General features: G+C 70.3%; 19 protein-coding genes. 12 read left to right on the top strand and 7 right to left on the bottom strand.

Translation table 11 applies throughout. The features are described from left to right. Positions 1 to 120: 120 nt before the first annotated feature. Positions 121 to 402: a hypothetical protein gene (locus ABN611_RS23840; protein ID WP_350281672.1), complete on the top strand. Its 282-nt coding sequence runs from the start codon at positions 121 to 123 to the stop codon at positions 400 to 402. Positions 403 to 441: 39 nt separating this feature from the next. Continuing rightward, positions 442 to 2262: a glutamine--fructose-6-phosphate transaminase (isomerizing) gene (gene glmS, locus ABN611_RS23835; RefSeq protein ID WP_350274446.1), complete on the top strand. Its 1821-nt coding sequence runs from the start codon at positions 442 to 444 to the stop codon at positions 2260 to 2262. Between the two features lie 99 nt (positions 2263 to 2361). On the opposite strand, the gene glsA is transcribed toward glmS, so the two are convergent. Then, entirely contained in the window at positions 2362 to 3807 is a 1446-nt protein-coding gene (gene glsA / locus ABN611_RS23830) for a glutaminase A (protein ID WP_350274445.1), read from the bottom strand. Positions 3808 to 3964: 157 nt separating this feature from the next. Here glsA and ABN611_RS23825 point away from each other — a divergent pair, with 157 nt between their 5' ends. Continuing rightward, positions 3965 to 5080 (top strand): mandelate racemase/muconate lactonizing enzyme family protein, encoded by a 1116-nt coding sequence (locus tag ABN611_RS23825; protein WP_350274444.1) that lies wholly within the window; start codon positions 3965 to 3967, stop codon positions 5078 to 5080. After that, on the top strand, positions 5065 to 5751 hold the full coding sequence (locus tag ABN611_RS23820) for a FadR/GntR family transcriptional regulator (protein WP_350274443.1): 687 nt from the start codon (positions 5065 to 5067) through the stop codon (positions 5749 to 5751). The genes ABN611_RS23825 and ABN611_RS23820 overlap by 16 nt, the downstream gene beginning before the upstream one ends. Here ABN611_RS23820 and ABN611_RS23815 read toward each other — a convergent pair whose 3' ends face one another. Genes ABN611_RS23815 through ABN611_RS23800 form a run of 4 tightly spaced genes read right to left on the bottom strand, consistent with a single transcriptional unit; the run spans position 5752 to position 9963 of the window. After that, positions 5752 to 6999, bottom strand: a complete 1248-nt coding sequence (locus ABN611_RS23815) for a glucarate dehydratase family protein (protein WP_350274442.1) — start codon at positions 6997 to 6999, stop codon at positions 5752 to 5754. It lies immediately after the preceding gene. Next, positions 6996 to 8483: a tripartite tricarboxylate transporter permease gene (locus tag ABN611_RS23810; RefSeq protein ID WP_350274441.1), complete on the bottom strand. Its 1488-nt coding sequence runs from the start codon at positions 8481 to 8483 to the stop codon at positions 6996 to 6998. The genes ABN611_RS23815 and ABN611_RS23810 overlap by 4 nt, the downstream gene beginning before the upstream one ends. After that, positions 8483 to 8968 carry a tripartite tricarboxylate transporter TctB family protein gene (locus ABN611_RS23805; protein WP_350274440.1) on the bottom strand — a complete coding sequence of 162 codons (486 nt, stop codon included), beginning with the start codon at positions 8966 to 8968 and terminating at the stop codon, positions 8483 to 8485. Before ABN611_RS23805 ends, ABN611_RS23810 begins: the two co-directional genes overlap by 1 nt. After that, complete coding sequence (locus tag ABN611_RS23800) at positions 8965 to 9963, bottom strand: tripartite tricarboxylate transporter substrate binding protein (RefSeq protein ID WP_350274439.1); 999 nt, start codon at positions 9961 to 9963, stop codon at positions 8965 to 8967. Before ABN611_RS23800 ends, ABN611_RS23805 begins: the two co-directional genes overlap by 4 nt. Positions 9964 to 10076: 113 nt before the next feature. On the opposite strand from ABN611_RS23800, the gene ABN611_RS23795 reads away from it, so the two are divergent. From ABN611_RS23795 to mmuM, 6 genes are all read left to right on the top strand, one after another. Then, on the top strand, positions 10077 to 10955 hold the full coding sequence (locus ABN611_RS23795; protein WP_350274438.1) for a LysR family transcriptional regulator: 879 nt from the start codon (positions 10077 to 10079) through the stop codon (positions 10953 to 10955). A 52-nt stretch (positions 10956 to 11007) separates the two neighbouring features. Then, positions 11008 to 11922, top strand: a complete 915-nt coding sequence (gene kdgD, locus ABN611_RS23790; protein WP_350274437.1) for a 5-dehydro-4-deoxyglucarate dehydratase — start codon at positions 11008 to 11010, stop codon at positions 11920 to 11922. Then, entirely contained in the window at positions 11919 to 13250 is a 1332-nt protein-coding gene (locus ABN611_RS23785; protein ID WP_350274436.1) for an enolase C-terminal domain-like protein, read from the top strand. Before kdgD ends, ABN611_RS23785 begins: the two co-directional genes overlap by 4 nt. A gap of 80 nt (positions 13251 to 13330) precedes the next feature. After that, a complete protein-coding gene (locus ABN611_RS23780) occupies positions 13331 to 14422 on the top strand; it encodes an esterase-like activity of phytase family protein (protein ID WP_350274435.1) in 1092 nt (363 codons plus the stop codon). Positions 14423 to 14465: 43 nt separating this feature from the next. Further along, a complete protein-coding gene (locus ABN611_RS23775) occupies positions 14466 to 15392 on the top strand; it encodes an FAD-dependent oxidoreductase (protein WP_350274434.1) in 927 nt (308 codons plus the stop codon). Continuing rightward, the gene (gene mmuM / locus ABN611_RS23770) at positions 15376 to 16248 is read left to right on the top strand and encodes a homocysteine S-methyltransferase (protein WP_350274433.1); all 873 of its coding nucleotides are present in this window, start codon (positions 15376 to 15378) and stop codon (positions 16246 to 16248) included. The genes ABN611_RS23775 and mmuM overlap by 17 nt, the downstream gene beginning before the upstream one ends. Here the strand turns inward: mmuM and ABN611_RS23765 are convergent, their stop codons facing one another. Continuing rightward, positions 16249 to 17631, bottom strand: a complete 1383-nt coding sequence (locus ABN611_RS23765; RefSeq protein WP_350274432.1) for a PLP-dependent aminotransferase family protein — start codon at positions 17629 to 17631, stop codon at positions 16249 to 16251. 46 nt (positions 17632 to 17677) lie between these two features. Here ABN611_RS23765 and ABN611_RS23760 point away from each other — a divergent pair, with 46 nt between their 5' ends. Both ABN611_RS23760 and ABN611_RS23755 read left to right on the top strand, forming a co-directional pair. After that, entirely contained in the window at positions 17678 to 18136 is a 459-nt protein-coding gene (locus ABN611_RS23760) for a carboxymuconolactone decarboxylase family protein (RefSeq protein WP_350274431.1), read from the top strand. Positions 18137 to 18146: 10 nt separating this feature from the next. Next, positions 18147 to 18866: an isocitrate lyase/phosphoenolpyruvate mutase family protein gene (locus ABN611_RS23755; protein WP_350274430.1), complete on the top strand. Its 720-nt coding sequence runs from the start codon at positions 18147 to 18149 to the stop codon at positions 18864 to 18866. On the opposite strand, the gene ABN611_RS23750 is transcribed toward ABN611_RS23755, so the two are convergent. Further along, positions 18834 to 19835, bottom strand: coding sequence for a sigma-70 family RNA polymerase sigma factor (locus tag ABN611_RS23750; protein WP_350274429.1), 1002 nt, complete (start codon positions 19833 to 19835; stop codon positions 18834 to 18836). The genes ABN611_RS23755 and ABN611_RS23750 overlap by 33 nt on opposite strands. Between the last annotated feature and the right edge of the window lie 95 nt (positions 19836 to 19930).

The raw sequence follows: 19930 nt of genomic DNA, 5'->3' as shown, positions 1-19930 counted from the left end.
GTCGGTGACGGCGGCAAGATCATGAGACCGATCGGTTTGCCGTTGATCCGTCAGGGAATTTGCCCGATTTCGGGCAGATGCTTTGCGTTGCCCCCGGAAACACTGCATGGTTGACGGGTGATCAGTGAGGCGGCGGCCGTTGAGCCGGTCGACGAGCTGGCCGAACAGGTCAGCCGGACCACCGGACTCCCGGCGGATGTCGCGCGGCGGGTGGTCGCCGACGTGCTGGCCTATTTCACCGAGACGACCGAGGAGTACGTCCGGCGCCGGCACCGTGAGCTGCAGACCTACGGCGCCCGCAACGACGAGATCTTCGCCCGCCTCGGCACCGAGCTCCGGCAGTGGCCGGTCCGCTCACCCGAACTCTCCGCCCGGCAGCTGCGACGGATCGTCTACGGCTGACGGGCCCGCTCAACCGAACCTACGAAGGGGCACCACTACATGTGCGGAATCGTCGGGTACGTCGGCAGCAAGCCGGCCGCGCCCATCCTGGTGGACGGACTCGCCCGCCTCGAGTACCGCGGCTACGACTCGGCGGGCGTCGCCGTCCTCGGGTCCAGCGAGCTGAAGGTGCACAAGGACGCCGGCCGGGTCCGTGAGCTGGAGGCGTCGCTGCCCAAGCGGTTCGGCGGCAAGCTCGGCATCGGCCACACCCGGTGGGCCACCCACGGCGGCCCGAGCAAGGACAACGCGCACCCGCACGCCAGCGGCAACGAGCGGATCGCGGTCGTGCACAACGGCATCTTCGACAACGCCGCCGCGATCCGCGCGCAGCTCGAGGACGCCGGCGTCAAGTTGCGCTCCGAGACCGACACCGAGGTGCTCGCGCACCTGATCGAGCAGGCCGACGGCGACACCCTCGAGGAGAAGGTGCTGGCCAGCCTGCGGCGGATCGAGGGCACCTACGGCATCGCGGTGATCGACCTCGACTTCCCGGACCGGATCGTGGTCGCCCGCAACGGCAGCCCGCTGATCCTCGGCATCGGCGACGGCGAGATGCACATCGCCTCCGACGCCGCCGCGCTGATCCGCTACACCCGCCAGGTCGTCTACCTGGACGACGGCGAACTGGCGACCGTTCGCGCCGACGGCTACCGCACCTTCACCCAGGACGCCTCGCCGACCACCAAGACCGCCAAGACGGTCGAGTGGGAGGCCGACGAGTACGAGCGCGGCCTGCACGAGCACTTCATGATGAAGGAGATCCACGAGCAGCCGGACGCCGTCGGCCGGGTGATCCGCGGGCGGCTCGACGAGCGCTTCCACACCGTGCACCTCGGCGGCCTGAACATGGACGCCCGCGAGGCGCGGGAGATCAAGCGGGTCAAGATCCTCGGCTGCGGTTCGGCGTACTACGCCGGCCAGATGGGGGCGCAGTTCATCGAGGAGGTCGCGCGGATCCCCGCCGACGCGGAGCCGGCGTCGGAGTTCCGGTACCGCAACCCGGTCGTCGAGCGGGACACGCTGTACGTCGCCGTGTCGCAGTCCGGCGAGACGCTCGACACGCTGGTCGCGGTGCAGGAGCTGAAGCGCAAGGGCGGCCGGGTGATCGGCCTGGTGAACGCGGTCGGGTCGAGCATCGCCCGCGAGGTCGACGGCGGTGTGTACCTGCACGCCGGGCCGGAGGTCTCGGTGGCGTCGACGAAGGCGCTCACCAACATGGCGGTCGGGTTCGCGATGCTCGGCATCCACCTCGGCCGGATCCGGGACGTCTCGCCCGCCGACGGCCGGCGGCTCATCGAGGGCCTGAAGAAGCTCCCGGCGCACATCGCCGAGATCGTCGCGCAGGAGGAGGAGCTGGCCAAGATCGCCGGCCGGCTCGCCAAGCACGAGTCGCTGTTCTTCGTCGGCCGGACCCGCGGGTACCCGGTCGCGCGCGAGGGTGCGCAGAAGCTCAAGGAGATCTCCTACCGGCACGCCGAGGCGTACCAGACCTCCGAGCTGAAGCACGGCCCGCTGGCGCTGATCTCGCCGGACGTGCCGAGCGTCGCGATCGTCCCCGACGACGAGCTGCTCGACCGGAACATCGGCGCCCTGCACGAGATCGGCGCCCGCTCCGGCCCGCTGTACGTCGTCACGCACCCGGGCGTCGAGATCCCGGACGGGGTCGCGGCGAAGATCGTCGTCCCGAAGAACGAGCCCGAACTGGACCCGATCCTGCTGACCATCCCCCTGCAGATCATCGCGTACTACGCAGCCGTTGCCCTCGGCCACGATGTCGACAAGCCCCGCAACCTGGCCAAATCGGTCACGGTCGAGTAGCTGCCGATCGCCAGGCCATCACAATCGCAGCACCGCGGCCCCCGTCACGCTCAGCGTGGCCGGGGGCCGCTGGATTGTGATGGTCTGGAGATCGGCACCTCAGAGCTGCTGGGCGGACGGCGAGTTGCGGGCCGGGCGGCTGGCCGGGCGCTCCCCGGCGTCCCGGCCGGCGGTCTCCTCCGTGGGGCGTTGGGTGGGGGCGGCGCTGCCGGGGCGGGCTACGCCTGCGAGGGCGCGGTCGGCGGCGCTGGCGGCTTCGGCTCTGCGGTCGGCTTGGTTCAGAGCGCCGGTCAGGTGGCGGGTGCGTTCGGTGCCCAGGCCGCGGTACGGGTGGAGGCCGAAGTCGTTGACCAGGCGTTTGCAGACCTCGACGCCGCGGACCGAGTTGCCGGCCGCGTCCAGGCGGGGTGAGAAGACCACGACGGCCAGCCGCTTCGACGGGACCACCAGCATCACGTTGCCGGACACCCCGCTCTTCGCCGGCAACCCGACCTGGTCGGAGAACTTCCCGGAGTCGTTGTACATCCCGCTGTGCCCCATCACGGACAACACCCGGCCAGCGGTCTCCTGCGAGAACACCCGCTCCCCGGAGTACGGCGCCACCCCGCCGTTCGCGAGCGTCGCGCCCGCGGCCGCCAACCGCTGCGCGTCCACCTCGAGCGAGCAGACCTGGAAGTAGAAGTCGGCGGTCTTGGCGGCCCCGTCCTCCCCCGAGGCCTTCAGCATGTCCGCGGCCTTCATCAGGCTCGCCAGCCCGCGGTTCCCGTCGCCGGTCGCCTTCTCCGCCAGGTACGTCTCCTGGTCGAACCCCGGCGCCCGCCCCATCATCCGCGTCCAGGTGTCCCGCACCGTGCGGAACCGGTCGCTGGTCTCCTTGCCGTGGTCAACCAGTGCGAGCGTCGCCATCGCCCCTGCGTTGATCATCGGGTTGTGCGGCCGCCGCCCCTCCCCGAGCGACAACCGGTAGTCGTTGAACGTCCCGCCGCTCTGCTCCTGCCCGACCCACTGGTGCACCTCGGTCGGCCCGAGCTGCTCGAGCGCCATCGCGTAGCTGAACGGCTTCGACGTCGACTGCACGCTGAACCCGAGGTCCGCGTCGCCGATCGCGAACGTCTGCCCGTCCGCCGTACAGATCGCGATCCCGAACCGCTCCGGATCGGCGTCCCGCAACGTGGGGATGTAGTCGGCGACGTGACCGTCGCGGTTCGGCAGTACGTCGGCATAGATCGCCTCGACGCCGCGCACCAGGTCCCGGAACTCGTCCGGCGGCACGGCCAGCTCGCCGTTCAGCGCCCGATACACGACACCGTCGCCGTGCTGCGCGATGCCGACGTACTGGTCGATGTCGAGCTGGACCGGCCGGCTGTCGATCCCGACGGGCCGGCCGTCCGCGCCGCGGACGTCGGCGAACGCCGCCCGGACCCGTGGATCGTCCGGCTGGATGCCGGCGCGCCCCAACGCGCTCAGCAGCTCCCAGGCCCAGATCCGGGTGTCGCCGTCCTTGTCCAGCGCGGCGAACGACCGCAGCAGCCCCGACTTGTCCATCGCAGCTTCCTTCCCCAGTGGCGAGAGGTGGCGCACGACGACGCTGTCGGCGGTGCAGCAGTCTCTCCGGGTTCTGTTTCCCCGCCGGTTCACCGGCGTTACGCGGGCGTCAACAATCACTTGTCGTACAAGTGAGCAACTTGTACGATCACTCGCCATGGACCGCATCCGCCACGTGCAGCTCTCGTCCGTCGTACTCCCGCTCGACCAGCCGATCAGCGACGCCAAGGTGCTGACCGGGCGGCAGCGGCCGATGACCGAGGTGGTGTTCCTGTTCGCGGAGATCGCGACCGAGCAGGAACAGCACGGGATCGGGTTCAGCTACTCGAAGCGGGCCGGCGGACCGGCGCAGTACGCGCACGCGAAGGAGGTGGCGGCGAACCTGATCGGCGAGGACCCGTCGGACATCGCGAAGGTGTACGACAAGCTGCTCTGGGCCGGTGCCTCGGTCGGGCGCTCCGGCGTCGCGACGCAGGCGATCGCGGCGATCGACATCGCGCTGTGGGACCTGAAGGCGAAGCGCGCCGGCCTGCCGCTGGCCAAGCTGCTCGGCGCGCACCGCGACTCGGTCCGCGCGTACAACACCTCCGGCGGCTTCCTGCACGCGCCGATCGAGGAGGTCAAGGAGCGCGCCTCGAAGTCGCTGGCCGACGGGATCGGCGGGATCAAGATCAAGGTCGGCCAGCCGGAGACGCGGATCGACCTCGAGCGCGTCCGCGCGGTGCGCGAGCACCTCGGTGCCGACGTACCGCTGATGGTGGACGCCAACCAGCAGTGGGACCGGCCGACGGCGTTGCGGATCGGGCGGGTGCTGGAGGAGTTCGGCCTGGTGTGGATCGAGGAGCCGCTGGACGCGTACGACGCCGACGGGCACGCCGAACTGGCCCGCGCGCTGGACACCCCGATCGCGACCGGCGAGATGCTGTCGAGCGTCGGCGAACACGTCCGGCTGATCGAGGCGCGGGCGGCGGACGTCATCCAGCCGGACGCGCCGCGGATCGGCGGCATCACGCCGTTCCTGAAGCTCGCGACGCTTGCCGACCACAACGGCCTGCAGCTCGCGCCGCACTTCGCGATGGAGATTCACCTGCACCTCGCGGCGGCGTACCCGCGCGAGCCCTGGGTCGAGCACTTCGAGTGGCTGAACCCGCTGTTCAACGAGCGGCTGGAGACCGTCGACGGGCGGATGCTGGTGCCGGACCGTCCGGGGCTCGGGTTCACGACGAGCGAGCAGTGTGCGCGGTGGACCGTCGACCGGTGCGAGTTCTCGTGAGCGGTCTGGCGGATCACGTCGTCGACGAGCTGAAGCGGCGGATCCTCGACGGGCAGATCGCGCCGGGCGAGAAGTTGCCGGGTGAGAACGGGCTGGTCGAGGAGTTCGGGGTCAGCCGGACCGTCGTACGCGAGGCGGTGTCGCGGCTGCAGGCGGCCGGCTTGGTGGAGACGTTCCAGGGGCGCGGGTCGTTCGTGCTGGAGGTTCCGGAGCGTACGGCGGGACTGCGGGCGGTGCGCTCGCACCGGGACGTGCTGGACCTGATGGACTTCCGGATCGGCGTCGAGAGCGAGGCGGCCGGGCTGGCGGCGGGGCGCCGTACCGGTCGTCAGCTGAAGGGGATCGAGCGGGCGCTGGACGACTTCCGGCGGGTGGGGGACGATCCGAGCCGGTCGGTGGAGGCGGACTTCGCGTTCCACCTCAAGGTGGCTGTTGCTTCGGGCAACCGGTTCTACAGCGACCTGATCGCGGAGCTCGGGCCGATGATGATCATGCTGCCGCGGACCCGGCTCGATCCGGCGTACGAGATCTCCGACCGCGAGCACCTGACGCGGGTGATCCACGAACACGAGAACATCCACGCCGCGATCGCCCGCGGCGAACCGGAGGCGGCGCGCGCCGCGGCCCGCGTGCACCTGGCGAACACCCGCGACCGGCTCCGCGACCGCTAGTCACCAGCGCGCCGTGTTGGGCGTGAAGCCGGGATCGACCGTCCGCATGTACGACGTGTCGTCGCGTTTCCGGATCCCGCACGCGAGGTACTGCTCGTGCAACGCGCCGAGCGCGTCGACGTCCAGCTCGACCCCCAGACCGGGACCGTCCGGCACCCGCACGCTGCCGGCCTCGAAACGCAGTACGCCGGGCTTGATCACGTCCTCCGTCTTCCACGGGTAGTGCGTGTCGCACGCATACGTGAGGTTGGGCGTCGCCGCCGCGAGATGTGTCATCGCCGCCAGGCTGATCCCGAGGTGCGAGTTGGAGTGCATCGACAACCCCATCCCGAACGTGTCGCAGATCCCCGCCAGCAGCTGCGACCGCCGCAGCCCACCCCAGTAGTGATGGTCCGACAGCAGCACCTGTACTGCGTCCGCGAGAACCGACGGCTTGAGGTGCGCGAACGCGATCACGCACATGTTCGTCGCCAGCGGCAACTCCGTCTGCCGGGCGACGGCCGCCATCCCGTCGATCCCCGGCGTCGGATCCTCCAGATATTCGAGGACGTCACCAAGCTCCCGAGCGACGCGGATCGACGTGTCCACGGTCCAAGCGCAGTTCGGATCGATCCGCAGCTTGTGCTCCGGGAACGCCGCCGCCAGCGCCCGCACCGCCTCGGCCTCCTGCTCCGGCGCGAACACCCCACCCTTCAACTTGATCGCGGTGAACCCGTACTCGTCGACCATCGTGCGCGCCTGCCGCACGATCCCGTCCGGGTCGAGCGCCTCGCCCCACGCGTCGGCCTCGGCCCCCGGATGCGCGGCCCACTTGTAGAACAGATAGGCGCTGAACGGCACGTCGTCACGCACCGCCCCGCCGAGCAGGTCCACGACCGGACGGTCCAGCAACTTGCCCTGGAGGTCGAGCAGGGCGACCTCGTACGGCGACAACACCACGTCCACCGGATCTTGCAGGTTGAGCATCCCGCCGACCTGCGCACCACCCGACGTCAGTACGTCGCCCACGCGCCGGCGCAACCCGTTGAGGTCGAACGGATCCAAGCCGGGCAGCAGCTCGGCGACCGCGCGCAACCGGGCCAGGTGGTCGTCCGCGGCGTACGTCTCCCCCAGCCCCACCAGCCCGTCGTCCGTCCACACCTGCACGATCGTGCGCAGCGCAAAGGGCTCGTGGACGCCGACCACGTTCAGCAGCGGCGGGTCCGCGAAGGCGACCGGAGTGAGTTCGACGCGGGAGATCTTGCTCATACGAGCTCTTTCTGTCGGCGGCGGAGGACCCACCGGATACCGGGCAGGGCGAGGACCGCGATCAGCACGACCAGGACCGTGCCGGAGATCGGCCGGGTGAAGAAGCCGGCCGGGTTGCCGCCGAAGATCAGCAGCGACTGCCGCACCGCGGTCTCCAGCAGGCTGCCGAGGACGAACGCCAGCACCAGCGGCCCCGGCTCGAAACCGAACTTCTTCATCAGGTAGCCGACGACGCCGAACACGATCACCAGGAAGATGTCGAACACCTGGTTCGCCACCGTGTAGACGCCGAGCAGCGTGATCAGCACGGTGATCGGCGCCAGCACCGCGGGCCGCACCTTGAGGATCTTCACGAACAGCCCGACCAGCGGGATGCTCATGATCAGCAGCAGGATGTTGCCGACGTACATCGAGTTCACCACGCCCCAGAACAGGTCCGGGTGCTCCGACACCAGCTGCGGACCGGGCGGGATGCCCTGCAGCAGCAGTGCGCCGAACATCAGCGCCATCGTCGCGTTCGCCGGGATCCCGAGGGTCAGCAGCGGGATGAACGACGAGGTCGCGGCCGCGTTGTTCGCGGTCTCCGGTGCCGCGACGCCCTCGACCGCGCCCTGGCCGAACCGCTCCGGCTGCTTGGACCGCCGCTTCTCGACGGCGTACGCGACCAGCGACGACAGCGTGGCGCCGCCGCCCGGCAGCACACCGAGCACGAACCCGATCACCGAACCGCGCCCGATCGCGCCGCGCGCCTGCCGCAGGTCGGACCGCGACGGCCAGGCGTTGCCGACCTTGGCCGGCTCGTGCAGCTTGTGGTGCCGCTCCTCGAGGTTGTAGAGGATCTCGCCGAGCCCGAACAGCCCCATCGCGATCGGCACGAAGTCGATGCCGTCGGCAAGGTTCAGGCTGTCGAACGTGAACCGGCTCGCGCCGGTGAAGGTGTCCCGCCCGACCGTGGCCAGCAGCAACCCGAGCCCCGCCGCGATCACCGCCTTCAAGCGGCTGCCGTTCCCGACGGTCGCCACCAGCAGGACTCCGAACAACGACAGCGCGGCGTACTCCGGCGGACCGAAGTCGAGGGCGACGCTCGCGACCAGCGGCGCGAGCAGGCTGAGCCCGATGATCGACACCGTGCCGCCGACGAACGACCCGATCGCCGCGACGCCGAGCGCCGTACCGGCCCGTCCTTGTCTCGCCAGCGCGAATCCGTCGAAGACGGTCACGACCGACGACGCCTCACCCGGCAGCCGCAGCAGCACCGACGTGATCGTGCCGCCGTACTGCGCCCCGTAGAAGATGCCGGCCAGCAGGATGATCGCGGACACCGGATCGACGCCGTACGTGATCGGCAGCAGGATCGCGATCGTCGCCGCCGGGCCGAGGCCGGGCAGTACGCCGATCAGCATGCCGATGACCACGCCGGCCAGGCAGTAGAGCAGGTTCGCGGGCTCCAGGACGACACTGAAGCCGTCGATCAGGCCACCCATCAGATCAACCTGGGCAGCGGGATCTGCAGCACCAGCACGAAGAGCACGTAGAACGCGGCCACCGTGCCGACGCTGATCGCGACCGACGCCACCCAGGACTCCTTGCCGAGGAACCGCAGCCACACGAACGCGAGCAGCACCGACGGGATCTCGAACCCGACCAACGGCAGCGCCACCGCGAAGATCACCAGCGACAGTACGGCGACCGCGGTCAGCACACTCGACCGCGAGAACTTCTCGGTGTCAGTCCCCCGCCGGCCGACCACCGCGAGCACCGCGGCCAGCACGGTCACGGCGACGCTGACCACGAACGGCCACAGCCCCGGGCCGGGCTGCGTCAACCGCCCGAGACCGAGTGCGAGCGACCCGATCACCCCGGCGACGCCAACCAGCCCAGCGACAACCGCGGCACCCAGCTGGGACCACGGCCCCGCCTGCGGCGGCCGGTCCGCGGCCAGTTCCTCTTGCAGGGCAGCTTCACTCACTTCTTCGCCGCCAGCGAGATCCCGTACTGGTCGAGCTGTGCCTTGTACTTCGCCGCGGCCTCGTCGAGGATCTTCTTGATCTCGTCGGGCCCGACCTCGCGCGGCGTCAGGAAGTTCTCCTCGTTGAACTTCTTGTACGCGTCGGTGGCGAAGGTCTTCTCGGCGGCGTCGGCGATCTTCGTCTTGACGTCGTCCGGCGTCCCCTTCGGCGCGGTCAGGAACCGGTACTGCGACACCACCACGTCGTAGCCCTGCTCCTTGGCCGTCGGCACGTCCGGCAGGAAGGCGATCCGCTCGGCGGAGAACACCGCGAGCGGCACGAGCTTGCCGGCCTTGACGTTCTCGATGCCCTCGCCGAGCTGGAAGGTGGCGACGTCGACCTGCTGACCGAGCAGCGCGGTCATCGCCGGCGCCCCGCCGTCGAACGGTACGTCCGTCGCCGCGATCGCCGCGGTCTTGAACGTCAGCGCGGACGCCAGTTGCGCGCCGGTGCCGACCCCGGTCGTGCCGTACTTGATGTTCTTCCCGGCCTTCTTCAGGTCGGCGATGCTCTTGTAGCCGGACGCGGCCGGAGCGGCCAGCATGTAGTCGTCCTGCGAGACCCCGGCGATCAGGTCGAAGTCGTCGAGCTTGACCGCCTCGTTCGCCGACACCGCGAGCGGCGTGATCGTGAACAGCGAAGCGTTCTGGACCGCGATCTTGTAGCCGTCGGGCTTCGCGGACTGCAGTTCCTTGGCGTTCAGGGCACCGTTCGCACCGGGCTTGTTGACCACCGGCACCGAGACCCCGAGCTCCTTGCCAAGGCCTTCCGCGATCGCCCGGGTGATCAGGTCGGTACTTCCACCGGGAGAGGCGCCGACGCTCATCTGGATGTTGCCGGTCGGGTAGTCGCCCGCACCGCCGGTGGAGGTCGTCTTGACCCCACCGCACCCGGCCAACAGCACCGCAGCACTCACTGCCATCACCAGGACGTGGCGGTCGCGCTTGAACAGCATCGGATTTCCTCCTCCGCACAGAGTGGTCCCCCGGCTCGATTGCGTGAGCGTAGGAAGGCGGGATCATGCCTGTCCAAGGCCGATTGGGCATCGAGTGATACCTTTCGGGAATCATGTTTTCGCTGGATCAGGTCAGCGCGTTCGTCGCCGTCGCCGAGGAGCTGCACTTCGGCCGCGCCGCTGAACGGCTGAACATGACGCAGCCGCCGCTGAGCCGCCAGGTGCAGAAGCTCGAGCGTGCGGTCGGCGCCCGGCTGCTGGAGCGCGACAACCGGAAGGTCGAGCTGACCGAGGCGGGCCAGGCGTTCCTCGTCGAGGCGCGGCGGCTGCTGGCGCTGGTCGACACCGCCGGCGACCTCGCCCGCCGGGTGGACCAAGGCGCCGCGGGCACCCTGCGGCTCGGGTTCACTGCGACCTCGGCGATCCGCACGCTGGGGCCGTTGCTGCGGCGGATGTCCGAGGAGCTGCCGGACGTCGACGTGATCCTGCACGAGCGCGTCACCCCGGCGCAGCTCGACGGCCTGCTGCGCGGCGAGCTGGACCTCGGCCTCGGGCGGCCGCCGTTCGACTCCGACGTCCTCGCCTCCCGCATCGTGTTCCGCGAGCCGCTGTGCGCCGTTGTCCCCGGCAACCATCGGCTCGGGGCGCTGGGTCGCCCGCTGACCGCGTCGGACTTCGACGGCGAGCGGGTGATCAGCTACTCGCCGACCCAGGCACGGTACTTCCACGAGCTGACGGTCCGGTTCCTCGCCGACGCGCATCCGCGGATCGAGCAGCGGGTGCAGCAGATCCTCACCGTGATCCTGCTGGTCGCGGCCGGTCGCGGGGTCGCGCTGGTCCCGGCGTCGGCCCGCGGCCTCGGCGTCGAGGGCGTGACGTACTGCGACCTCGACGAGACCGACGACCTGGTCGAACTGCACGCGATCTGGCGCCGGGACGCGACCAGCCCGGTCCTGCAGCGGGTGCTCACGATGCTCTCAGAGCATCATTAGATCCACAATCGATCTTGGACAGGTATCCGTACCCGTTCCTACGCTGACCCGCGTGACCCACTTCTCCCCCGCAGAACTCGCCGCGCAGCTCAAGACCGGGCTGCTCTCCTTCCCCGTCACGGCCTTCCACGCGGACCTCGGCTTCCACGAGGCGGCGTACCGCGAACACCTGTCCTGGCTGAGCCAGTACGACGTCGCGGGCCTGTTCGCCGCGGGCGGCACCGGCGAGGGCTTCTCGTTGACGCCGACGGAGATCGAGACCGTCGTACGAACGGCCGTGTCCGAGGTGAACGGCCGGGTCCCGGTGATCGCACCGGCGACCGGCGGGACCGCGACGGCCGTCGCCGACGCGCGCACCGCGGAGGAGGCGGGCGCGGACGGGATCCTGTTGTTCCCGCCGTACCTGACGGAGGCGGGTCAGCGTGGTTTGATCGAGCACGTGTCGGCGGTGTGCCGCAGTACGAGCCTCGGGGTGACCGTGTACAGCCGGGCGAACGCGATCCTCACCGACGTGACGGTCGCGGAGCTCGCGGACCGGAACCCGAACTTCGTCTGCCTCAAGGACGGCGTAGGGAACGTCGAGCAGATGACCCGGACGTACGCACGGGTCGGCGAGCGGCTGACGTACGTCGGCGGGCTCCCGACGGCCGAGACCTTCGCGCTGCCGCTCCTGCAGCTCGGGTACAGCACCTACTCGTCGGCGATCTTCAACTTCGTGCCGGAGTTCGCGCTCGGGTTCTACGCGGACGTGCTCGCACAGGACCGGACGGCGGTCTACCGGAAGCTGAACGAGTTCGTGCTGCCGTACCTCGACATCCGCGACCGCACCAAGGGGTACGCCGTCTCGATCGTGAAGGCCGGTGTCAACGCGATCGGCCGGAACGCCGGTCCGGTGCGACCGCCGTTGCAGGACCTGACGGAGGACGAAGTACGGCAGCTCACCGAGTTGATCGGGAAGGTCAAATGACGCCGACCGTCGAGTCGGTGGAGGTCGTGCCTGTCGCCGGGTACGACAGCATGCTGCTCAACCTGAGCGGGGCGCACGGGCCGTTCTTCACCCGCAACGTGGTGATCGTGACCGACAGCTCGGGCAACACCGGCCTCGGCGAGGTGCCCGGCGGCGAGAAGATCGCCGCCACGATCCGCGACGCGACACCGCTGCTGATCGGCCAACCCCTGGCTCGCCATCGAAGCCTGCTCCACTCGATCGCTACTGCCTTCGAAGGCCGTGATGCCGGTGGCCGTGGAGTACAGACCTTCGACCTCCGCACGACGGTGCATGCGGTGACGGGGCTCGAGTCGGCGCTGCTCGACCTCCTCGGGCAGCACCTCGGAGTACCTGTCGCCGAATTACTCGGTGACGGCCACCGGCGCTCCTCGGTCCCAGTACTGGGTTACCTGTTCTACGTCGGCGATGCTGCCCGGACGGACCTGCCCTACCGGACCGACGACGCCGGAGCCGCGGGTGGGGATCGGTGGCTGGAGTTGCGGCGGCGACCGGCTTTGACCACTGAGGCTGTGGTGGAGCTGGCCGAGGCGGCGCAGGAGCGGTACGGGTTCACGGACTTCAAGTTGAAGGGCGGGGTGTTCGACCCGCACGTGGAGATCGACGCGGTCCGGGCGCTGCACGAACGGTTCCCGGCCGCGCGGATCACCGTCGACCCGAACGGGGCCTGGCTGGTCCGCGAAGCCGTCGCCGTCTGCTCGGGGCTGGACGACGTACTCGCCTATGTCGAGGACCCGTGCGGTGCCGAGGCCGGGTTCTCCGGGCGGGAGACGATGGCGGAGTTCAAACGCCGGACCGGGCTGCGGACGGCGACCAACATGATCGCCACCGACTGGCGCGAACTGGCGCACGCGATCCGCACCGACGCGGTCGACATCCCGCTCGCCGACCCGCACTTCTGGACGATGGCCGGGTCGGTCCGGGTCGCCCAGCTGTGCCACGACTTCGGGCTGACCTGGGGCTCGCACTCCAACAACCACTTCGACATCTCGCTGGCGATGTTCACCCACGTCGGCGCGGCCGCGCCCGGCGAGATCACCGCGCTCGACACGCACTGGATCTGGCAGGACGGCCAGGCGCTGACCAAGGGGCCGTTGCGGATCGCCGGCGGCGAGATCGCCGTACCCACCCGGCCCGGGCTGGGCGTCGAGCTCGACCGGGACGCACTCGCGGCCGCGCACGAGCTGTACCGGGAGCACGGGCTCGGTGCCCGCGACGACGCGATCGCGATGCGGTACCTGGTCGAGGACTGGCGGTTCGACCCGAAGCGGCCTTGCATGGTGCGTTGACCGGGCGTTCATCTGCTCGTTCATCTGCGGTGTGCGGGATAGGTTTTGATGCGGCAGTCGTCTCTTCCAAGGAGTCCGGAATGCGTTGGCACCCGCCGCTGGCCGCAGCAGTTGTCCTGACCGCCCTCACCGCGACGCTCACGGCGTCGGCCGCGCCGGCTCCGGATCGGCACGGCGGTGCGTGCTCGCCCGATGCCACATTCCTCGGATTCAGCGACGCGCTCGACAAGACGACGTACGACGGCCAACCGGTCGCCGGGCTGTCCGCGCTGAACCTGACCGGGCCGCACAGTGCGGTCGCGCTGGTCGACAACGTCGGGACCACGCCGGCGCGGCTCTTCAACCTGCAGGTGAACAGCAAGCCGACCTCGGTGCGGGTCAACGGGATCACGATCCTGCGGCGGCCGGACGGGACGCCGTACACCGGTGGCGACTTCGACGGTGAAGGCCTCGTCGTCGAGCGCGGCGGGCAGACCGTTTTCGCCACGTCGGAGCGGGAGCCGTCGATCCGGCGCTTCCGGTTGACGGATGGGAAGCAGGTCGGCGAGCTGCCGGTGCCGTCCCGGTTCCGGGTCGCGCCGGCCGGGGAGGCGGCGAACAACGCGACGTTCGAGTCGCTGGCCGTGAGCCGCGACGGCCTCTCGCTGTACGCCGGGATGGAAGGGCCGCTGGCCCCGGACGGGACCGACGCCGACGGCCGGTCGCGGAACCGGATCATCCGGTACTTCGGGCTGCCGGGGCGCGGGTACCAGCCGGTCGCGCAGTACGCGTACAAGCCGGACCCGGGTCTCTCGCTCGTCGAGCTGGCGTCCGCGAGCCCGACGGAGCTGGTGTCGCTGGAGCGGACGTTCACGCCGGGTGTCGGGAACACGATCCGGGTCTTCACGGTCTCGCTGCGGAAGGCGACCGACGTGACGGCGCGGGCCTCGCTCGCGGATGCGCCGGAATCCGTGTTCCTGCAGAAGAAGCTGCTGTTCGACCTCGTCGACTGCCCGCCGTCGGGTGCGGTCGCCAAGCAGCCGCAGCCGAACCCGCTGCTGGACAACGTCGAGGCGCTCGCGCTCGGCGGGTACCTGCCGGGCGGGCGGCGGCAGCTCTACCTGCTGTCGGACGACAACAACGGCGCCACGCAGATCACCCGGTTCTACTCGCTCGCCGTCGACCTGCACTAACCGCTGCCTGGCGTCAGCACGGTGTGTGGGTGACACTGTGTGAATGCGCGTGATCGTGGTGGGTGCGGGCGTGATCGGGCTGAGCTGTGCCATCCGGCTCGCCGAGGGCGGGTACGACGTGGCGGTGCTCGCCCGGGACCTGCCGCTGGAAACGACGTCGGCGGTGGCGGCTGCGATCTGGTACCCGTACCTGTCGGCGCCGGAGGACCGGGTGGCCGAGTGGTCGCGCGCGACGTACGAGGAGTTCGCGAAGCTGGCCGAGGCCGAGCCCTCGGTGCAGCTGCGGCACGGGCGCGAGTTCCTGGTGGAGCGGACGCCGGATCCGCGGTGGGCCGACGTACTGCCGGATCTGCAGCGGGTCGCGTCGCCGCCGGTCGGGTTCGCGGACGGGTGGTCGTTCACGGCGCCGGTGATCGACATGCCGGCGTACCTGCCCGCGCTGGTGAAACGGCTCGAGGCGGCCGGCGGGACGCTGACGCGCGCGGCGCTGTCCGCACTGCCGACCGGGGCTGATCTCGTCGTCAACTGCACCGGACTGGGCGCGCGCCTGACGGCGAGCGACCCGACCGTGACGCCGGTGCGCGGGCAGGTGCTGACGGTCGAGCCGTGCGGGCTGACCGAGTGGCTGGTCGCGGACCGGGCGCCGGACGAGCTGACGTACGTGATCCCCCGGCAGAACGACGTGGTCGTCGGCGGCACCAGCCAGCCCGGCGACTGGACACTCGCCGTGGACCCGAAGACCACGACCCAGATCCTCGAACGCGCCGCCGAGCTGGTCCCCCAACTCCACAAGGCGAAGATCATCCGCCAACGTGTAGGCCTCCGCCCCGCCCGCCCGACGATCCGCTGCGAACTCGTCCGCACCCGCTCCGGCGAACCCATCATCCACTGCTACGGCCACGGCGGCTCCGGCGTGACCCTCTCCTGGGGCTGCGCCGACGAGGTGTTCGAACTTGTCAAGAGCATCTGACCAGCTGGTCGTCCTGGACGGCGGCCTGTCGAATGCTCTGGAGGAGCGGGGGCAGGATCTGTCGGATGCGTTGTGGTCGGCGCGGTTGCTGCGGGACGGGCCGGGGGAGATCGCGGCGGTGCATCGGGCGTACTTCGAGGCCGGGGCGATGGTGGCTACGACGGCCAGTTATCAGGCCAGCGTGGTCGGGTTCGAGCGGGCCGGAGTGGAGCGTCCGGAGGCGGAGCGTTTGATTGCCAGTAGTGTGCGAATCGCTCGTGAAGTGCGGGACGAGTTTCCCGGACGGTTGGTCGCCGCTTCGGTGGGGCCGTACGGCGCGATGCTGGCGGACGGGTCGGAGTACCGGGGGCGGTACGGCGTGAGCGCGACGGTGCTGCGCGACTTCCACGGGCCGCGGCTGGAGCTGCTCGCGAGCGCGGGGCCTGACCTGCTCGCGGTCGAGACGATCCCGGACACCGACGAGGCCGAGGTCCTGGTCGAGCTGCTCGCCGAACTCGACCTCCCGGCATGGTTCTCCTACTCCGTCGAAGGCGACCACACCCGCGCCGGCCAGCCCCTCACCGACGCCTTCGCGATCCCCGCCATCCCCCAGGTGATTGCCGTAGGCATCAACTGCTGCAAGCCCACCGACGTCCTGCCCGCGGTCCGCACCGCCGTCGAGGTCACCGGCAAACCCGCCGTCGCCTACCCCAACCGCGGCGAGTCCTGGGACCCGGTCGCCCGTACCTGGATCGGCGACGGCACCGGCCCGATCGACTTCGCCCACTCCTGGCTCACCGCAGGCGCCACCTACATCGGCGGCTGCTGCCGAGTAGGCCCCACCGACATCCGCAAGCTCAGTTCTCTGGTCGCCTGATCAAACACCTAGGACCTGGCAGAGGAGGTCCAGGGCTCCGGGGTAGGCGTGGTCGGGTGGGGTGCCGTAGCCGACGATCACCGCTTGGCGGGTGGCTGGGGTGGGGTTGAAGTGGTAGGTCGTGAGGGTGGTGAGGCCGAGGCCCTGGCGGGCGGCTCGGGTGACGATGTCTTCGGCGTCGCCGGGGACGTCGAGCAGGACGTGCAGGCCCGCGGAGATGCCGGCGACCTCGACCGTGGGTGCCCGGACGGCGAGGAGCTCGACCAGCCGGTCGCGGCGGCGCCGGTAGTGCAGCCGGGAACGACGTACGTGCCGGTCGTAGTGGCCGGAGGCAATGAACTCGGCGAGGACCAGCTGTTCGATCGTCGCGGTCTGGTAGTCCGCCGTCCGTTTCGCCGCGATCACCGGCTCGATCAGCCGCTGCGGCAGCACCATCCACGCGAGCCGCAACCCCGGCGCCAGGCTCTTGCTCGCCGTACCGGTGTAGACGACTCGCTCCGGATCCAGCGCCTGCAACGCCCCCACCGCTTGCCGGTCGTACCGGAACTCCCCGTCGTAGTCGTCCTCGATCAGCACCGCCCCGGTCTCCCGCGCCCACTCGACCGCCGCCGTACGACGTTCCGGCGCCAGCGGCACGCCCGTCGGCATCTGGTGCGCGGGCGTCAGCAGCACCCCGTCGCCGGCCAGCCGATCCGTCCGCGCCCCGAGCTCGTCGACCGGTACGGCGACCACGTCGAGCCCGCGCGCGCGGATCACGTCCCGGTGCAGGCCGTACCCGAACTCCTCGACCGCGACCGTCGTACCGCCGAGCGTCCGGATCACCTCGCTCAGCAGGCTCAGCGCCTGCACGTACCCCGAGCAGATCAGGATCCGCTCCGGATCGGCCCGGACGCCCCGGGCGCGCGCGAGGTAGTCCGCCAGCATCCGCCGCAACTCGATCCGGCCACGTGGATCCCCCAGCCCGAAGGCCTCGTTCGGCGCCGCGGTCAGCGCCTTCCGCGCCGCCGCCAGCCACTCGGTCCGCGGGAACGTCGCCACGTCCGGCGACCCCGGCGTCAGGTCGTACCGGAAACTGCGGGCCTGCGGCAACGAAACGGCCGGTGCCGGCGGTACGGCGGCCCGGTTCGCGACGACGGTCCCGGAGCCCTGCCGCGCGGTCAGCCAGCCCTCCGCGACCAGCTGGCCGTACGCGTCCGCAACCGTGTTCCGGGCGATCCCGAGGTCCTTCGCGAGCGACCGCGACGACGGCAGCCGGGTCCCCGCGGCCAGCCGCCCGCTGCGGATCGACGCGTGCAACGCCCGCACCAGCTCGCCGCGGCCACGCGTCGCGCCGAGCTCCAGGTGCAGGTCCGACCCGGCCGAATTGGCCCCTTGATCCGACATAGAAGTGGACCATACACCTGGGCCGCTTCGCCCATAGGTTGGGAGCATGAGTACAACGACGCGGCGGGTCAAGCTCGCCAATGTGGTGCCGGACTTCTACCAGGCGATGATCGAGCTGGACCGCGTATCCGACGAGGGTCTCGACCCCAAGCTCGCGCACCTGGTGCGGATCCGGGCCTCGCAGCTCAACGGGTGCGCGTACTGCACCGACATGCACTCCCTCGACCTGCTGAAGCTGGACGACAACCAGCAGCGGATCACGCTGCTCCCGGTCTGGCGGGAGTCGCGGAAGTTCTACACCGAGCAGGAGCAGGCCGCGCTCGAGCTGACCGAGGCGATCACGCTGATCAGCGTCGACCACGTTCCGGACGACGTGTACGAGCTCGCGGCGAACGCCTTCGACGAGAAGGACCTGGCGCGGCTGATCGCGCTGATCATCACCATCAATATGTGGACCCGGGTAGGTGTCACCGGGAAGATGGAGCCCGGTCACTACAAGCCGTGAGGTCGTACCGATGACAGCCGAACTGTTCAGGGCTCTCCACCACGGCGGCACTCCCCTGGTCCTCCCGAACGCCTGGGACCCGGTGAGCGCCCGCCTGGTCGCCGAAGCCGGTTACCCCGCCGTCGCCACCAGCAGCGGCGCGGTCGCCCGCGTGCTCGGGTACGACGACGGGCAGCTGACGCCGCCGCAGGAGATGTTCGCCGCGGTGGCGCGGATCGCCCGCGCGGTCGACGTACCGGTGACGGCCGACATGGAAGCCGGGTACGGCGTGGCGCCGAAGGAGTTCGCCGAGCGGTTGCTGGAGACCGGCGCGGTCGGCTGCAACCTGGAGGACTCGCTCGACGGCGCCCTGGTCGACGTCGCACGGCAGGCCGACTACTTGGCCGAAGTACGCGCCGCGGCCGGTGCGGAACTCGTGATCAACGCCCGGGTCGACACTTTCATCCGGCCGGTCGGTGATCCGGTCGAGGAGGCCGTACGGCGAGGGCGCGAGTACCGCCGCGCCGGGGCCGACTGTGTCTACCCGATTCTGGCTCCGCTCGACCAGCTGGCCGAGGTGGCGAAGGCTGTCGGCGGACCGATCAACGGCCACGCGAAGGTCGACGGCCCGACCCCGGCCGAACTCGCCGCGGCCGGCGCCACCCGCATCTCGTACGGGACCAGCGTGCACGAGCACCTGCTGGCCCAGCTGCGCGAGCTACTGCCCGGGCTGGTAGAGGGTCCGCGGTAACCCGAAGTACGGCGCGACCGAGGTCTCGAAATGGGTGATCTCGTCGATCCGGTCACCGGCGATGCCGATCACCAGCACCCCGATCAGGTGCAGGCCGCCGGTCACCGGATCGCGCAGGTACTCGCCCCACGCCGGCTGACCGTTCGCGCCCACCGGGACCATCGCCCCGAGCTGCCGCCGGTGCCCGGCGAGCGCGGTGAAGAACCGGTGCGCGGCCGCGTTGCCCTGGTACTCGAACGGCAGCGGGGGCATCCGCACCCAGACGTCGCTGGTCAGCAACGCGACCAGCGCGTCGACGTCCTGCGCCGTGAACGCCTCGACGAACCGGTCGGTCAACCCGCGGTCGGCCGCGCCGCCGGACGAGGGAGACCGCCCGACCGCCTTCGCGTCCAGCGTCGCGCGGGCGCGCGCGAGACCGCTGTTGACCGCGGCCTCGGTGAGACCGAGCAATTCCGCGGTCTCACTCGCCCGGTAGCCGAGTACGTCGCGCAACAGCAGTACCGCGCGCTGGTTCGGCGGAAGTAGTTGGACGGCGGTGACGAACGCCAGCGAGATCGCTTCCCGCGACTCGTACTGCGCCTCAGGCCCCGGCAGCACGTCCGGAAGTCCCTCCAGCAGCACATCCGGGTACGGCTGCAGCCACAGCACCTCCCCCGACCGTGACGGTTCCGGCGCCGGAACCGGAAGCGGCACCGCCGGCTGCGGCCGGCGCGACGACGACCGCAGCGCGTTCAGGCACCGGTTCGTGGCGATCCGGTAGAGCCAGGTCCGGATCGACGACCGTCCCTCGAAGCCGTCCAGCCCGATCCAGGCCGAGAGCAACGTTTCCTGGAGGGCGTCCTCCGCGTCCTGCAGCGATCCGAGCATCCGGTAGCAGTGCAGCTGCAGCTCACCGCGATGCGGCTCGACCAGCGCCGCGAACGCCTCCCGATCACCCGCACGCGCTCGCTCGATCAGCTCGTCCGGCATCCGTCACCTCCGTCGTCATTGTCCTCGCACCGGTTCTGACACCGCCGCGTCCCCGAACTGATCGGTCAGTTCCCACCTGCCGTGCTGTCTGTCCT

Origin of the sequence: Kribbella sp. HUAS MG21 (genome assembly GCF_040254265.1) — a bacterium.
Lineage (GTDB): Bacteria > Actinomycetota > Actinomycetes > Propionibacteriales > Kribbellaceae > Kribbella.
Note: the sequence above shows the minus strand (reverse complement) of the source record. Positions and strands in the feature narration are given on the sequence as shown.

Coding starts and splice junctions, on each gene's coding strand:
- ABN611_RS23795 (WP_350274438.1), top strand. CDS start 10,077: ATGTTTTCGCTGGATCAGGTCAGCGCGTTCGTCGCCGTCGCCGAGGAG.
- ABN611_RS23810 (WP_350274441.1), bottom strand. CDS start 8,483: ATGGGTGGCCTGATCGACGGCTTCAGTGTCGTCCTGGAGCCCGCGAAC.
- ABN611_RS23775 (WP_350274434.1), top strand. CDS start 14,466: ATGCGCGTGATCGTGGTGGGTGCGGGCGTGATCGGGCTGAGCTGTGCC.
- ABN611_RS23765 (WP_350274432.1), bottom strand. CDS start 17,631: ATGTCGGATCAAGGGGCCAATTCGGCCGGGTCGGACCTGCACCTGGAG.
- ABN611_RS23750 (WP_350274429.1), bottom strand. CDS start 19,835: ATGCCGGACGAGCTGATCGAGCGAGCGCGTGCGGGTGATCGGGAGGCG.
- glmS (WP_350274446.1), top strand. CDS start 442: ATGTGCGGAATCGTCGGGTACGTCGGCAGCAAGCCGGCCGCGCCCATC.
- ABN611_RS23780 (WP_350274435.1), top strand. CDS start 13,331: ATGCGTTGGCACCCGCCGCTGGCCGCAGCAGTTGTCCTGACCGCCCTC.
- ABN611_RS23815 (WP_350274442.1), bottom strand. CDS start 6,999: ATGAGCAAGATCTCCCGCGTCGAACTCACTCCGGTCGCCTTCGCGGAC.
- ABN611_RS23755 (WP_350274430.1), top strand. CDS start 18,147: ATGACAGCCGAACTGTTCAGGGCTCTCCACCACGGCGGCACTCCCCTG.
- ABN611_RS23800 (WP_350274439.1), bottom strand. CDS start 9,963: ATGCTGTTCAAGCGCGACCGCCACGTCCTGGTGATGGCAGTGAGTGCT.
- ABN611_RS23760 (WP_350274431.1), top strand. CDS start 17,678: ATGAGTACAACGACGCGGCGGGTCAAGCTCGCCAATGTGGTGCCGGAC.
- ABN611_RS23825 (WP_350274444.1), top strand. CDS start 3,965: ATGGACCGCATCCGCCACGTGCAGCTCTCGTCCGTCGTACTCCCGCTC.
- glsA (WP_350274445.1), bottom strand. CDS start 3,807: ATGGACAAGTCGGGGCTGCTGCGGTCGTTCGCCGCGCTGGACAAGGAC.
- ABN611_RS23785 (WP_350274436.1), top strand. CDS start 11,919: ATGACGCCGACCGTCGAGTCGGTGGAGGTCGTGCCTGTCGCCGGGTAC.